Source organism: Pseudomonas sp. DTU12.1, from assembly GCF_009873475.1.
Lineage (GTDB): Bacteria > Pseudomonadota > Gammaproteobacteria > Pseudomonadales > Pseudomonadaceae > Aquipseudomonas > Aquipseudomonas proteolytica.
This window is the reverse complement of sequence record NZ_CP045254.1, coordinates 5052543-5067781: the sequence shown is the minus strand read 5'-3', so window position 1 is coordinate 5067781 and position 15239 is coordinate 5052543. Positions and strand designations below refer to the sequence as shown.

Annotated in this window: 13 protein-coding genes and 1 other RNA gene; all 14 read left to right on the top strand. The window is 61.7% G+C overall.

What is annotated here, in order from left to right; translation table 11 throughout:
• The first annotated feature begins 188 nt into the window (after positions 1–188).
• The 14 genes from rsmI (at position 189) to GDV60_RS22300 (ending at position 15237) form a co-directional block, all read left to right on the top strand.
• Positions 189–1061 (top strand): 16S rRNA (cytidine(1402)-2'-O)-methyltransferase, encoded by an 873-nt coding sequence (gene rsmI, locus GDV60_RS22365; protein ID WP_029297815.1) that lies wholly within the window; start codon positions 189–191, stop codon positions 1059–1061.
• Between the two features lie 95 nt (positions 1062–1156).
• Positions 1157–1510, top strand: an RNA gene (rnpB, locus tag GDV60_RS22360) — RNase P RNA component class A.
• A gap of 354 nt (positions 1511–1864) precedes the next feature.
• Positions 1865–2320, top strand: a complete 456-nt coding sequence (gene mraZ / locus GDV60_RS22355) for a division/cell wall cluster transcriptional repressor MraZ (protein WP_003171868.1) — start codon at positions 1865–1867, stop codon at positions 2318–2320.
• Positions 2317–3264, top strand: a complete 948-nt coding sequence (rsmH, locus tag GDV60_RS22350) for a 16S rRNA (cytosine(1402)-N(4))-methyltransferase RsmH (RefSeq protein WP_371923796.1) — start codon at positions 2317–2319, stop codon at positions 3262–3264. Before mraZ ends, rsmH begins: the two co-directional genes overlap by 4 nt.
• Complete coding sequence (ftsL, locus tag GDV60_RS22345) at positions 3261–3554, top strand: cell division protein FtsL (RefSeq protein WP_029297818.1); 294 nt, start codon at positions 3261–3263, stop codon at positions 3552–3554. Before rsmH ends, ftsL begins: the two co-directional genes overlap by 4 nt.
• Positions 3554–5296: a penicillin-binding protein 2 gene (locus GDV60_RS22340; RefSeq protein WP_166647860.1), complete on the top strand. Its 1743-nt coding sequence runs from the start codon at positions 3554–3556 to the stop codon at positions 5294–5296. Before ftsL ends, GDV60_RS22340 begins: the two co-directional genes overlap by 1 nt.
• On the top strand, positions 5296–6759 hold the full coding sequence (locus tag GDV60_RS22335; RefSeq protein ID WP_159908793.1) for a UDP-N-acetylmuramoyl-L-alanyl-D-glutamate--2,6-diaminopimelate ligase: 1464 nt from the start codon (positions 5296–5298) through the stop codon (positions 6757–6759). Before GDV60_RS22340 ends, GDV60_RS22335 begins: the two co-directional genes overlap by 1 nt.
• Positions 6752–8122, top strand: a complete 1371-nt coding sequence (gene murF, locus GDV60_RS22330) for a UDP-N-acetylmuramoyl-tripeptide--D-alanyl-D-alanine ligase (protein ID WP_159908791.1) — start codon at positions 6752–6754, stop codon at positions 8120–8122. The genes GDV60_RS22335 and murF overlap by 8 nt, the downstream gene beginning before the upstream one ends.
• A complete protein-coding gene (gene mraY, locus GDV60_RS22325; protein ID WP_029297824.1) occupies positions 8122–9204 on the top strand; it encodes a phospho-N-acetylmuramoyl-pentapeptide-transferase in 1083 nt (360 codons plus the stop codon). The genes murF and mraY overlap by 1 nt, the downstream gene beginning before the upstream one ends.
• A 6-nt stretch (positions 9205–9210) precedes the next feature.
• Complete coding sequence (gene murD / locus GDV60_RS22320; RefSeq protein ID WP_159908790.1) at positions 9211–10557, top strand: UDP-N-acetylmuramoyl-L-alanine--D-glutamate ligase; 1347 nt, start codon at positions 9211–9213, stop codon at positions 10555–10557.
• On the top strand, positions 10554–11777 hold the full coding sequence (gene ftsW / locus GDV60_RS22315; RefSeq protein WP_029297828.1) for a putative lipid II flippase FtsW: 1224 nt from the start codon (positions 10554–10556) through the stop codon (positions 11775–11777). The genes murD and ftsW overlap by 4 nt, the downstream gene beginning before the upstream one ends.
• A complete protein-coding gene (gene murG / locus GDV60_RS22310) occupies positions 11767–12837 on the top strand; it encodes an undecaprenyldiphospho-muramoylpentapeptide beta-N-acetylglucosaminyltransferase (protein ID WP_092238209.1) in 1071 nt (356 codons plus the stop codon). The genes ftsW and murG overlap by 11 nt, the downstream gene beginning before the upstream one ends.
• Positions 12830–14281 (top strand): UDP-N-acetylmuramate--L-alanine ligase, encoded by a 1452-nt coding sequence (gene murC / locus GDV60_RS22305; RefSeq protein WP_159908789.1) that lies wholly within the window; start codon positions 12830–12832, stop codon positions 14279–14281. Before murG ends, murC begins: the two co-directional genes overlap by 8 nt.
• The gene (locus GDV60_RS22300; RefSeq protein ID WP_159908788.1) at positions 14278–15237 is read left to right on the top strand and encodes a D-alanine--D-alanine ligase; all 960 of its coding nucleotides are present in this window, start codon (positions 14278–14280) and stop codon (positions 15235–15237) included. The genes murC and GDV60_RS22300 overlap by 4 nt, the downstream gene beginning before the upstream one ends.
• Positions 15238–15239 lie beyond the last annotated feature (2 nt).

The following is a 15239-nucleotide window of genomic DNA, read 5'->3' as shown; positions in this document are numbered from 1 at the left end:
TGGAATTGTACCCAAGCACTGGCCGGGGCGCGATGTTAGTGGCGTGAAACCGTCTATTTAGATCGTTTAAATGTTGCAGGGCGTCGGTAACCGCCGCAAACAGACCTTCTGGACGCAACCTTGTCGGCGCATTTTCTTGACGTCTACGCGCTACAATATGGCTTTTGCCAATCTTCGAGGTGTGCGCTTTGACTGCTCCAGGTCCTTTGAATTCCACTGCTGGCTCGCTTTTTGTGGTGGCGACGCCCATTGGCAACCTGGACGACATCAGTGCACGGGCGCTGAAAGTGTTGCGTGACGTCAAATTGATTGCTGCCGAAGACACCCGGCACTCCCTGCGCTTGATGCAGCACTTTGGTATTGCCACGCCATTGGCCGCCTGCCATGAACATAACGAGCGCGACGAAGGCAGCCGCTTTATTACCCGCCTGCTTGCGGGCGACGACGTGGCGTTGATTTCCGACGCTGGTACGCCGCTGATCTCCGACCCTGGCTACCACCTGGTGCGCCAGGCACGTGCCGCTGGTATCAATGTAGTCCCGGTTCCCGGTGCGTGCGCGTTGATTGCCGCGTTGTCGGCGGCGGGCCTGCCGTCCGACCGCTTTATCTTCGAAGGTTTCCTGCCGGCCAAGGCCGTGGGGCGGCGGGCGCGCCTGGAGTTATTGAAGGAAGAGCCGCGCACCCTGATCTTCTACGAAGCACCGCACCGTATCCTTGAGTGCCTGCAAGACATGGAACTGGTCTTCGGTGGCGAGCGCCTGGCGCTGCTGGCGCGGGAACTGACCAAGACCTTTGAAACCCTCAAGGGCCTGCCTCTGGAAGCGTTGCGCGCCTTTGTCGAGGGTGACAGCAATCAGCAGCGTGGCGAGTGCGTGGTACTGGTTGCGGGTTGGACTGCACCGCAAAGCGAAGACGCGGTGGGTAGCGAAGCCATGCGCGTGCTGGACCTGTTGCTCAAGGAGATGCCGCTCAAGCGTGCCGCGGCCCTGGCGGCGGAAATAACCGGAGTGCGCAAGAACGTGTTGTATCAGGCCGCGCTTGATAAGCAAAAGAGCGAATAGTTCCTGGGTTTAACGTGCACGACGTCGGAACATGATGGCAATGCTGTCTTTTAATACTTGTTCTAAGGCCGCCGTGCCGTTAACCTTCGCGGCGGAGAGTCGATTGGACAGTCGCTGCCCTCTATGAAAATTAGGGGGGGGAGGAAAGTCCGGGCTCCATAGGGCGAAGTGCCAGGTAATGCCTGGGGGGCGTGAGCCTACGGAAAGTGCCACAGAAAATAACCGCCTAAGCACTTCGGTGCCGGTAAGGGTGAAAAGGTGCGGTAAGAGCGCACCGCACGACTGGCAACAGTTCGTGGCTAGGTAAACCCCACTTGGAGCAAGACCAAATAGGGTTCCAAGGCGTGGCCCGCGCTGGAACCGGGTAGGTTGCTAAAGATGTCCAGTGATGGCCATCGTAGACGAATGACTGTTCAAGACAGAACCCGGCTTATAGATCGACTCTCCACCTTTTTCCTTCTGCGCGAGTCTCGGGCAGAAACCAGGTAGTAACGCAAGAATCCCTCCCTGCCAAATCATTGGCAGATGCGTCTTCGTAATACCGAAAAAATCTTACTCTTAATAAATTACTTTAAGTTCAAGCTCTAGCTCTTTGAGCTATTTGGGGTTGTTGAGTCAAAAACATCACCGAACTCTCGTTTCTCCTCCTTTTGCGCTCCTAAATCTCCGTTCTGTAAGGCTTTTCCTTTAATCCGCGCCTTGACGGTGTGGTGGGCGCATTCCTATAGTGTGCGCAAGTGGCGGAAAGTGGCACAAAGTGGGTTTTTTGAACGTAAAACGCTAAAATTTGGAGAAACGCATCTGTGTTTCGCGGAGCTAACGCTATAAGTCTCGATGCAAAAGGCCGTCTCGCCATGCCGAGCCGGTATCGTGACGAGCTCATTTCGCGGAGTTCAGGCCAGTTAATCATCACGATTGATGCCGTTGATCCATGTTTGTGTGTTTACCCCCTCGATGAGTGGGAGTTGATTGAAACCAAGTTGCGCGCTCTGCCTTCGTTACGTGAAGAAAACCGCCGTCTGCAACGTTTGCTGATTGGTAATGCCGTCGACCTCGAACTCGATGGCAGTGGTCGTTTCCTGGTTCCGCCGCGTCTGCGCGAATACGCCAAGCTGGATAAGCGCGCGATGCTGGTAGGCCAACTGAACAAGTTCCAATTGTGGGACGAAGATGCCTGGGATGCTGTTTCTGCAGCTGACCTGGCTGCTATTCAACAACCGGGCGCCATGCCTGATGAACTGCGTGATTTGATCCTGTGACTATTGATAGCGGCTTTAACCACATCACCGTGCTGCTTGACGAAGCCGTCGAGGCTCTCGCCGTGCGCCCTGATGGCTGCTATCTGGATGGCACGTTTGGGCGCGGGGGGCACAGCCGGTTGATCCTCAGCCAGCTCGGTCCGGAGGGCAAACTCCTCGGGTTCGACAAGGATCCCCAGGCGATTGCCACCGGGCAAGCGCTAGCGGCCGAAGACGGCCGCTTTGTCGTTGTGCAGCGCAGCTTTGCCGAGCTGGGCGCAGAAGTCGCCGAACGCGGCATGGCGGGCAAGGTGGCCGGGGTTTTGCTGGACCTGGGCGTGTCCTCGCCGCAGCTGGACGACCCTGAGCGCGGCTTCAGCTTCATGAACGACGGCCCGCTGGACATGCGCATGGACCCGAGCCGTGGCATCAGTGCCGCGCAGTTCATCGCCACCGCACCCCACGAAGAAATCACCCGTGTATTCAAGGAATATGGCGAAGAACGTTTCGCCGGCCGCATGGCCCGTGCCGTGGTCGAGCGCCGGGAAATCCAGCCGTTCGAACGCACCGCCGACCTGGCTGAAGTACTGAAAGTCGCCAACCCGGCGTGGGAAAAGGGCAAGAACCCGGCAACCCGCGCGTTCCAGGGCCTGCGCATTCACGTCAACAACGAACTGGGTGACCTGGAGGCTGGCCTCGAGGCTGTCCTGGAGTCCCTGGAAGTGGGCGGTCGTCTCGTAGTGATCAGCTTCCACTCCCTGGAAGACCGCATCGTCAAACTGTTCATGCGTCGTCTGGTCAAGGGCGAAACCGATAACCTGCCGCGCAACCTGCCGGTACGTTTCGAAGCCTTTGTGCCGAAAATCAAAATCCATGGCAAAGCGCAGTTCGCTTCCGAAGCCGAACTCAAGGCCAACCCACGTGCTCGCAGCGCCGTCATGCGCGTTGCGGAGAAGCTGCGGTGAGCAAGCTTTTCGCCAAGCCCCTTCCGGGCGGCAGCTTCTTTATGATGCTGCTGTATGTCGGCGTGCTGGTGTCCGCGATAGCGGTGTCCTACAGCGCCCACTGGAATCGTCAGTTGCTCAATAGCCTGTACGGCGAATTGAGCGTGCGTGACAAGGCGCAGGCGGAATGGGGTCGGTTGATCCTGGAGCAGAGCACCTGGACGGCCCACAGCCGCATCGAAGTGCTCGCCGCTGAGCAACTGAAGATGCATATTCCTGGCGCAGCAGAAGTCCGCATGGTGGCGCCATGATGAAACTTGAAGGCGCTCTCTACCCGTGGCGCTTCCGCGTCGTGCTGGGCTTGCTCGCATTGATGGTGGGCGCGATTGCCTGGCGCATCATTGACCTGCAAGTGGTAGACCGCGACTTCCTGATCGGCCAGGGCGACGCCCGTAGCCTGCGGCACATCCCGATTCCTGCGCACCGCGGCCTGATCACCGACCGTAACGGTGAGCCCCTGGCTGTCAGTACCCCGGTTACCACCCTGTGGGCCAACGCCAAGGAACTGCAAGTCGCCAAGGACAAATGGACCGAGCTGGCCCATGCCCTCGGCCAGGATCCCAAGGCCCTCAAGGAGCGTCTTGAGGCCCAGGCCAATAAAGAATTCATCTATCTGGTTCGCGGCCTCACCCCTGAACAGGGTCAAGGTGTGCTCGACCTGAAAATCCCCGGTGTCTATGGCATCGAGGAATTCCGACGTTTCTACCCGGCCGGTGAAACCACTGCCCATATGGTTGGCTTCACCGACATTGATGATCATGGCCGCGAAGGGGTGGAACTTGCCTACGACGAGTGGCTGGCCGGGGTTCCCGGCAAACGACAGGTCATCAAGGATCGTCGCGGCAGACTGATCAAGGATGTCCAGGTCACCAAAAACGCCAAGGCCGGTAAGCCCTTGGCGTTGTCGATTGACCTGCGCCTGCAATACCTGGCCAACCGCGAGCTGCGCAACGCCATCATCGAGAACGGTGCCAAGGCCGGCAGCCTGGTGATCATGGACGTGAAGACCGGCGAGATCCTCGCGATGGTCAACCAGCCGACCTACAACCCCAACAACCGTCGCAACCTGCAACCGGCGATGATGCGCAACCGCGCGATGATCGACGTGTTCGAGCCGGGTTCGACCATGAAAGCCATCTCCATGAGTGCGGCCCTGGAATCCGGGCGCTGGAAGCCGACCGACAAGGTCGAGGTTTATCCCGGCACCCTGCAACTGGGCAAGTACACCATCCGCGACGTATCCCGCAGCGAAGGGCCGGTGCTGGACCTGACCGGCATCCTGATCAACTCCAGTAACGTCGGCATGAGTAAAGTCGCCTTTGATATCGGCGGCGAGACCATCTACCACCTGGCGCAGAAGATCGGCCTGGGCCAGCCCACTGGCCTGGACTTCCCGGGCGAGCGCGTCGGCAACCTGCCCAACTACCGTGAATGGCGCAAGGCCGAGACGGCGACCCTCTCCTACGGCTACGGCCTGTCGGTGACCGCGATCCAATTGGCCCATGCCTTCTCCGTGCTGGCCAACAATGGCCGCATGACGCCGTTGAGCTTGATCCACGTGGACGAAGCGCCGAAATCCGAACAGGTCATCCCGGAAAGCGTCGCCAAGACCATGCAGACCATGCTGCAACAGGTGATCGAGGCGCCGCGTGGTGTGTTCCGTGCCCAGGTCCCGGCCTATCACGTGGCCGGCAAATCCGGTACCGCGCGCAAGACGTCGGTGGGCACCAAGGGTTATGCCGAAAACTCCTACCGTTCGCTGTTCGCTGGCTTCGGCCCGATGAGCGATCCGCGCTACGCCATCGTTGTCGTCATCGATGAACCGAGCAAGGCCGGCTACTTCGGTGGCCTGGTCTCGGCACCGGTATTCAGCAAAGTCATGTCCGGCACCCTGCGCTTGATGAACATCACGCCGGACAACCTGCCGCCGACCCAACAAGCCAACGCCGGACCACCGGCCGCTGCGGTAAAAGCCAATGGAGGGCGCGGCTGATGTCTCTTAGCCTGAACAAGATTTTCGCCCACGCTGGCCGCGATCTGTTGATTCGCGAACTGAGCCTGGACAGCCGCAATGTACGTGCCGGTGACCTGTTCCTGGCCGTGCCGGGTTGCAAACTCGATGGCCGTGCTCATATTGCCGACGCCTTGCAGCGCGGTGCGGCAGCGGTGGCCTATGAAGTTGAAGGCGCCACCGTCCTGCCAATCACCGATGTGCCGCTGATCCCGGTCAAGGGCCTGGCGGCGCAGTTGTCGGATATCGCCGGGCGTTTTTATGGCGACCCGAGCCGCCAGCTCAACCTGATTGGTGTCACTGGCACCAACGGCAAGACCAGCGTCACCCAACTGGTGGCCCAGGCGCTGGACCTGCTGGGTCAGCACTGCGGCATCGTCGGGACCCTGGGCACCGGTTTCTACGGCGCGCTGCAAAGCGGCCTGCATACCACGCCGAATCCGATTGCCGTGCAGGCGACCCTGGCCGACCTGAAAAAGGCCGGGGCCAAGGCCGTCGCCATGGAAGTCTCGTCCCACGGCCTGGATCAGGGCCGGGTGACCGCGCTGGCGTTCGACGTGGCGGTGATGACCAACCTGTCCCGCGACCACCTGGATTACCACGGCAGCATGGAGGCCTACGCTGCCGCCAAGGCCAAGCTGTTCGGCTGGAATGACCTCAAGTGCCGGGTGGTGAACCTGGACGATGCATTCGGTCGCCAGCTGGCCGCAGAAAAAAGCGAAGCGCGCCTGATCAGCTACAGCCTGGAAGACTCCAGCGCCTACCTGTATTGCCGCGAAGCACAGTTCAATGATGAAGGCGTGCTCGCAACGCTGGTCACGCCCCAGGGCGAGCACCACTTGCGCAGCACCTTGCTGGGCCGCTTCAACCTGAGCAACGTCCTCGCAGCCATCGGCGCCTTGCTGGGCCTGGATTACGCCCTGGACGAAATCCTGCGCGTGTTGCCCAAGCTCGAAGGCCCGGCCGGGCGCATGCAGCGCCTGGGTGGCGGGACGCAACCGCTGGTGGTGGTTGATTACGCCCACACCCCCGATGCCCTGGAAAAAGTGCTCGAGGCCCTGCGCCCGCATGCCAAGGGCAAGTTGCTGTGCCTGTTCGGCTGCGGCGGCGACCGTGATCGCGGCAAACGCCCGCTGATGGCCGAGATCGTCGAACGCCTGGCTGATGGCGTGCTGGTCACCGACGACAACCCGCGCAGCGAAGCCCCGAGCCAGATTTTCGATGATATTCGTGCAGGCTTCAAAGACGCCTCCCAAGTGACCTTTGTTGCCGGTCGCGGTGCTGCCATTGCCCAATTGATCGCCAGCGCCAGCGCAGACGACGTGGTGGTCCTGGCCGGTAAAGGCCATGAGGACTACCAGGAAATCAACGGCGAGCGCCACGCTTTTTCCGATCTGGTCGAGGCCGATCACGCCTTGACTGAATGGGAGGTTGCCCATGCTTAAGGCCATGAAATTCAGCGAGCTGACCCAGGCCCTGGCGGCCCGCGTCCTGTCGAGCGATTGCAGCTTTGACGGCGTCAGCATCGATAGTCGCAACATAAAGCCGGGGCAGTTGTTCGTTGCGCTGGCCGGGCCGCGTTTCGACGGGCACGACTACCTGAACGAAGTAGCTGACAAAGGTGCCGTCGGCGCCTTGGTACAGCGTGAAGTCGCTGACTCGACACTGCCGCAGTTGCTGGTGGCTGACACTCGCCTGGCCCTTGGTCAACTGGGAGCCCTTAACCGTGCAGCGTTTACCAACCCGGTTGCGGCGATCACAGGTTCCAGCGGCAAAACCACGGTCAAGGAATTGCTCGCTGGCATCCTGCGCACGCGCGGGCCGGTGCTTGCCACCCGTGGCAACCTCAACAACGATTTTGGCGCACCGCTGACGCTGCTCGAACTGGCCCCGGAACACACGGCGGCGGTCATCGAGTTGGGCGCGTCGCGCATTGGCGAAATTGCCTACACCGTGGCTATGACCCGGCCGCACGTCGCCATTATCAACAACGCGGGTACCGCCCATGTCGGCGAGTTTGGTGGCCCTGAGAAGATCGTCCAGGCCAAGGGTGAAATCCTTGAGGGCCTGGACGCTTGCGGCGTTGCCGTACTGAACCTCGATGACAAAGCCTTCGAAACCTGGCGTGTACGTGCCGCCGGGCGCAAGGTCCTGAGCTTCGCCGTGCACAACGCTGCGGCTGACTTCCATGCCTCGAACATCACGCTCGATGCCCGTGGCTGCCCGGCTTTCACCTTGCACAGCCCGCAAGGTGACGAGCCTGTGCAACTGAACCTGCTGGGCAACCATAACGTTGCCAACGCCTTGGCCGCTGCGGCTGCCGCCTACGCCCTGGGCGTGTCGCTGTTCGGCATCGCCACCGGCCTTGGCGCCGTGCAGCCGGTCAAGGGCCGCACCGTGGCGCAGTTGGCGACCAACGGCATGCGCGTGATTGATGACACGTACAACGCCAACCAGTCCTCGGTCTGTGCTGCCATTGACCTGCTCAAGGGCTTTGACGGTCGCAAGGTCCTGGTGCTGGGCGATATCGCCGAACTGGGCGACTGGGCCGAACAGTCCCATCGTGAAGTCGGCGCCTACGCCGGCGGTAAAGTCGACGCGCTCTACGCCGTCGGCCCGAACATGGCCCACGCCGTCGCCGCGTTCGGCGCAGGCGCGCGGCATTTCGCGACCCAGGCCGAATTGATCCAGGCGCTGGGTATGGCCGAACAAGACAAACACACAACCATTTTGATCAAGGGATCGCGCAGCGCGGTGATGGAAAACGTCGTCGCGGCCTTGTGTGGCTCAAGTACGGAGAAACATTAATGCTGCTGCTGCTGGCTGAGTATCTGCAACAGTTCCACAAAGGCTTCGCGGTCTTTCAGTACCTGACCCTGCGCGGGATCCTGGGTGTGCTGACCGCGCTGTGTTTGTCGCTGTTTCTCGGGCCATGGATGATCCGTACCCTGCAAAACCTGCAGATCGGCCAGTCCGTGCGCAATGACGGCCCGCAGTCGCACTTGTCCAAGTCCGGCACACCGACCATGGGCGGCGCGTTGATCCTGTCGTCCATCGGCATCAGCACCTTGCTCTGGGCCGACCTGGCCAACCGCTACGTGTGGGTGGTGTTGCTGGTAACCCTCTTGTTCGGCGCCATCGGCTGGGTCGATGACTATCGCAAGGTGATCGAGAAGAACTCCAAGGGCCTGCCAAGCCGCTGGAAATATTTCTGGCAGTCGGTGTTCGGCCTGGGCGCGGCGATCTTCCTTTATATGACAGCGCCGAGCGCGGTGGAAACCACCCTGATTTTCCCGATGCTCAAGGATGCCAGCATCCCGTTGGGCATTGGTTTCGTGGTGCTGACCTACTTTGTGATCGTCGGCTCCAGCAACGCGGTCAACCTGACTGATGGCCTCGATGGCCTGGCGATCATGCCGACGGTGATGGTGGGCGGTGCCCTGGGCATCTTCTGCTACCTGTCGGGTAACGTGAAATTCGCTGAATACCTGCTGATCCCTTATGTACCGGGCGCCGGTGAATTGATTGTGTTCTGCGGCGCGCTGATCGGTGCCGGCCTGGGCTTCCTGTGGTTCAACACCTATCCGGCCCAAGTGTTCATGGGTGACGTCGGCGCCCTGGCGCTGGGTGCGGCCCTGGGCACCATCGCCGTGATCGTGCGCCAGGAAATCGTCCTGTTCATCATGGGCGGTGTGTTCGTGATGGAGACCCTGTCGGTGGTGATCCAGGTTGCGTCCTTCAAGTTGACTGGCCGCCGTGTGTTTCGCATGGCGCCGATTCATCACCACTTTGAACTCAAGGGCTGGCCTGAGCCGCGGGTGATCGTCCGTTTCTGGATCATCACCGTGATTCTTGTGCTGGTTGGCCTTGCCACCCTGAAACTGAGGTAGAAACGAGTGTCCCTGATCGCTTCAGACCACTTCCGCATCGTTGTCGGCCTCGGCAAGAGCGGCATGTCCCTGGTTCGCTTCCTGGCGAACCGGGGCACGTCGTTTGCCGTGGCCGATACGCGGGAAAATCCACCGGAGCTGGTCACGCTGCGCCGTGACTACCCGCACGTGGAAGTGCGTTGTGGCGAGTTGGATGTCGAGTTTCTGTGCCGTGCCGACGAACTCTACGTGAGCCCCGGCCTGGCCCTGGCGACCCCGGCGCTGCAAGCGGCCGCGGCGCGTGGGGTGAAATTGTCTGGCGATATCGAGCTGTTTGCGCGTAACGCCAAGGCGCCGATCGTGGCGATCAGCGGCTCCAACGCCAAGAGCACCGTCACCACCCTGGTTGGCGAAATGGCGGCTGCGGCCGGCAAGCGCGTGGCCGTGGGCGGCAACCTCGGTACGCCGGCGCTGGACCTGCTCAGTGACGATATCGAACTGTACGTGATGGAGCTGTCGAGCTTCCAACTGGAGACCACCGATCAACTCGGCGCCGAAGTGGCCACCGTGTTGAACGTCAGCGAAGACCATATGGACCGCTACAGCGGCCTGCCGGCTTACCACCTGGCCAAGCACCGGATCTTCCGGGGTGCGCGGCAAGTGGTGGTCAATCGCCAGGATGCCCTGAGCCGTCCGTTGATGAGCGAAGGCCTGCCATGCTGGACGTTTGGCTTGAGCAAACCCGATTTCAAGGCCTTTGGTATCCGTGAAGAGAATGGCGAGAAATACCTGGCCTTCGAATTCCAGAACCTGATGCCGGTGCGTGAACTGAAGATCCGTGGCGCCCATAACCAGTCCAATGCCCTGGCGGCCTTGGCGTTGGGGCACGCGGTTGGCCTGCCGTTCGACGCGATGCTGTCGAGCCTGCGCACCTTTGCCGGCCTTGAGCACCGCTGCCAGTGGGTGCGCGACCTGGATGGCGTGAGCTACTACAACGATTCCAAGGCCACCAACGTCGGTGCGGCATTGGCCGCCATTGAAGGCCTGGGCGCGGACATCGAAGGCAAGCTGGTGCTGATCGCCGGTGGCGATGGCAAGGGCGCCGACTTCAAGGACCTCAAGGGCCCGGTGGCTACCCATTGCCGCGCGGTGGTGTTGATGGGCCGTGACAGCGACTTGATCGCCGCCGCCCTGGGCGACGCTGTGCCACAAGTGCGTGCCGCCTCCCTGGACGACGCCATCGCCCAATGCCGTGCCCTGGCCCAGACCGGCGATGCGGTGCTGCTGTCGCCGGCGTGCGCCAGTTTCGACATGTTCAAGAACTACGAAGAGCGCGGCCAGTTGTTCGCCCGCGCCGTGGAGGGCTTGGCATGAGTCTGGACCTGAAGAACATCATCAAGCCGTACCCGTCGCCGATCATTACCGGGCGCGGGATCGACCTCGACTTCCCGATGCTCGCCGGTTGCCTGGCGCTGCTGGGCCTGGGCCTGGTGATGATCACCTCGGCCTCCTCGGAAGTGGCTGCGGTACAGTCGGGCAACACCCTTTACCACATGATTCGCCACCTGATTTACCTGGTGATTGGTCTCGGTGCCTGCATCGTCACCATGATGATCCCTATCGCCACCTGGCAGCGCCTGGGTTGGCTGATGCTGATCGGTGCCTTCGGCTTGCTGGTGATGGTGATCGTCCCCGGTATCGGCCGCGAAGTGAACGGGTCGATGCGCTGGATCGGCTTCGGCGCGTTCAACGTGCAGCCTTCGGAAATCGCCAAGGTCTTCGTGGTGATTTACCTGGCCGGTTACCTGGTGCGCCGACAGAAAGAAGTGCGCGAAAGCTGGATGGGCTTCTTCAAGCCGTTCATCGTGCTGCTGCCCATGGCTGGCCTGCTGTTGATGGAGCCGGACTTCGGCGCCACCGTGGTGATGATGGGCGCCGCTGCGGCGATGCTGTTCCTCGGCGGTGTGGGCCTGTTCCGCTTTGCCCTGATGGTCGGGCTGGCGGTGGCCGCTGTGACGATCCTGGTGCAGGCGCAACCCTACCGGATGGCGCGACTGATCACCTTTACCGACCCGTGGTCCGACCAGTTCGGTTCCGGCTACCAGTTGACCCAGGCGCTGATCGCCTTCGGTCGCGGCGAGTGGCTGGGCGTGGGCCTGGGCAACAGCGTGCAGAAGCAGTTCTACCTGCCGGAAGCGCATACCGACTTCGTGTTCTCGGTGCTCGCCGAAGAGTTGGGCGTGGTCGGTTCCCTGGCCACTGTCGGGCTGTTCGTGTTCGTCTGCGTGCGGGCCATGTACATCGGCCTGTGGGCCGAGAAAGCCAAGCAATTCTTTGCGGCCTATGTCGCGTACGGCCTGGCCTTCCTGTGGATCGGCCAGTTCCTGATCAACATCGGCGTGAACGTCGGCCTGCTGCCGACCAAGGGCCTGACCTTGCCGTTCCTCAGCTACGGCGGCAGCTCGCTGGTGATCTGCTGTGCCTGTCTGGGCTTGTTGCTGCGTATCGAATGGGAGAGTCGAACCCATCTGGGTAGCGAAGAGATGGAATTCAGCGAGAGCGATTTCGCCGAGGAGCCGACCCATGGGCGCTAACGTGCTGATCATGGCCGGCGGCACCGGCGGCCACGTGTTCCCGGCGCTGGCCTGTGCCCGTGAGTTCCAGGCCCGTGGCTACACCGTGCATTGGCTGGGTACGCCCCGTGGCATTGAAAATGAACTGGTCCCGGCTGCCGGTTTGCGCCTGCACCTGATCAACGTCAGCGGCCTGCGCGGCAAGAGCAAATTGTCCCTGCTCAAGGCGCCGTTCGTATTGCTCAAGGCGGTGTGGCAGGCGCGCAAGGTCATTCGTGAGTTGAAGCCGGTATGCGTGCTGGGTTTTGGTGGCTACGTCACCGGTCCCGGCGGTGTGGCCGCGCGGTTGGCGGGTGTGCCGGTGATCGTCCACGAACAGAATGCCGTGGCCGGTACTGCCAACCGTCTGTTGGCGCCATTGGCGGCGCGGGTCTGCGAGGCGTTCCCGAATACGTTTGCGGCCATGGACAAGCGGCGTACCACCGGCAATCCGGTGCGTACCGAATTGTTCATGGACATTGCCCGCCAAACCCTGGCCGGGCGCAAGGCGCATCTGCTGATCCTGGGCGGAAGCCTGGGCGCCGAGCCGTTGAACAAATTGCTGCCAGAAGCGCTGGCGCAACTGCCTGTGGAACTGCGTCCCGAGATCTTCCACCAGGCGGGCAAGAACCACGATGAAGTGACTGCCGCCCGCTATCGCGAGGCCGGTGTCGAGGCGACGGTAGAGCCCTTTATCAAAGACATGGCCCATGCCTATGGCTGGGCCGACCTGGTGGTCTGTCGCGCAGGTGCGTTGACCGTCAGTGAACTGGCTGCTGCCGGTCTGCCGTCCTTGCTGGTGCCTTTGCCCCATGCGATTGACGACCACCAGACCCGCAACGCCGAATATTTGGCCGGGGAGGGCGCTGCCTTCCTGCTGCCGCAAAGAACGACTGGCGCCGCCGATCTGGCCGCACGCCTGACTGAGGTTTTGATGCAACCCGAACGACTGAACAGCATGGCGAGCACCGCAAGCCGCCTGGCCAAACCCGACGCCACCCGCAGCGTGGTCGATATCTGCCTGGAGGTGGCCCATGGTTGAGAATCAAAAAGCCATGCCGCAACCGGAAATGCGCCGCATCCGTCGCATCCACTTCGTCGGTATCGGCGGCGTGGGCATGTGCGGGATCGCCGAGGTGTTGCTGAACCTGGGTTACCAGGTTTCCGGTTCCGACCTCAAGACCTCGCCGGTCACTGAGCGCCTGGAGTCGTTCGGCGCGCAGATCTTTATCGGCCACCGCGCCGAGAACGCCGCGCAAGCCGATGTACTGGTGGTTTCCAGTGCCGTGAACACCTCCAACCCGGAAGTGGCCACCGCCCTTGAGCGCCGTATTCCCGTGGTGCCCCGCGCCGAGATGCTGGCTGAGCTGATGCGCTACCGCCACGGCATCGCCGTCGCCGGTACCCACGGCAAGACCACCACGACCAGCCTGATCGCCTCGGTGTTCGCTGCCGGCGGCCTGGACCCGACCTTCGTGATCGGTGGCCGGCTGAATGCAGCAGGTACCAATGCACAACTGGGTACCAGCCGCTATCTGATCGCCGAAGCCGATGAAAGCGACGCCAGCTTCCTGCATCTGCAACCGCTGGTGGCCGTGGTCACCAACATCGACGCTGACCACATGGCGACCTACGACGGTGACTTCAACAAACTGAAGAAAACCTTCGTCGAATTCCTGCACAACCTGCCGTTCTACGGCCTGGCCGTGGTGTGCCTGGACGATCCGGTGGTGCGGGAAATCCTGCCGCTGGTCAAGCGTCCGACCGTGACCTACGGCTTCAGCGAAGACGCCGACGTGCGTGCGATCAATGTACGTCAGCAAGGCATGCAGACCTTCTTCACCGTGCTGCGCCCGGATCGCGAACCACTGGATGTGTCGGTGAACATGCCGGGCAACCACAATGTGCTCAATTCCCTGGCGACCATCTGCATCGCCACCGATGAGGGTGTCAGCGATGGAGCCATCGTCGAAGGCCTGTCGGGCTTCGCTGGCGTGGGCCGGCGCTTCCAGGTCTACGGCCAGTTGCCGGTAGACGGCGGCGACGTGATGCTGGTGGACGACTACGGTCACCACCCGACCGAAGTTGCCGCCGTGATCAAGGCCGTGCGCGGTGGTTGGCCGGAGCGCCGCCTGGTGATGGTCTACCAGCCGCACCGCTACAGCCGCACTCGCGACCTGTACGACGATTTCGTCAATGTATTGGCCGATGCCAACGTGTTGCTGCTGATGGAAGTCTACCCGGCCGGTGAAGAACCGATCCCCGGTGCCGACAGCCGCAAGCTGTGCAACAGCATCCGCCAGCGCGGGCAACTGGACCCGATCTATATCGAGCGTGGCGTCGACCTCGCGCCGATCGTCAAGCCGCTGCTGCGTGCCGGCGACATCCTGCTGTGCCAGGGTGCCGGTGATATCGGCGGCCTTGCCCCTAAATTGCTGGCGAGCCCGCTGTTTGCGGCCGCTGCTGTGCAGGGGAAGTCGAAATGAACACGAACTACGGCTCTCTGTTTTCCACCATCGCGCCTGCCGACTTCGGCCGCGTGGCCGTGCTGTTCGGCGGCAAGAGCGCTGAGCGCGAAGTGTCGCTCAAGTCTGGCAACGCCGTGCTCCAAGCGCTGCAAAGCGCGGGTGTGAACGCCTTCGGCATCGACGTGGGCGATGACTTCCTCGCCCGCCTGCAGGCCGAGAAGATCGACCGCGCCTTCATCATCCTGCACGGCCGTGGCGGTGAAGACGGCAGCATGCAGGGCCTGCTGGAGTGCGCCGGTATTCCTTACACCGGCAGCGGCATCCTCGCTTCGGCACTGGCCATGGACAAGTTGCGCACCAAGCAGGTGTGGCACAGCCTGGGCATTCCGACACCGCGTCACAGTGTGCTGTGCAGCGAAGACGATTGTATTTCTGCAGCCAAGGAACTGGGCCTGCCTTTGATCGTCAAACCAGCCCATGAAGGCTCCAGTATCGGCATGGCTAAAGTGAACTCGGCCGCCGAATTGATCGACGCATGGAAAGCGGCAAGTACCTACGATTCGCAAGTGTTGGTGGAACAGTGGATCCAGGGTCCCGAGTACACCATCGCCACCCTGCGTGACCAGGTATTGCCGCCCATCGCATTGGGCACGCCCCACACCTTTTACGACTACGACGCCAAGTATGTGGCTTCCGATACCCAGTACCGGATCCCATGCGGCCTCGATGCAACCAAAGAGCAGGAATTGATGGACCTCACGGCGAAAGCCTGTGAGGCGTTGGGTATCGCTGGTTGGGCGCGGGCAGACGTGATGCAGGATGACCAAGGGAATTTCTGGTTCCTGGAAGTCAACACTGCACCGGGCATGACCGACCATAGCCTGGTACCCATGGCTGCACGGGCAGCCGGCCTGGACTTCCAGCAGTTGGTGCTGGCAATTCTGGCGGCTAGCTATACAGAGGCACGAGGTTAAGA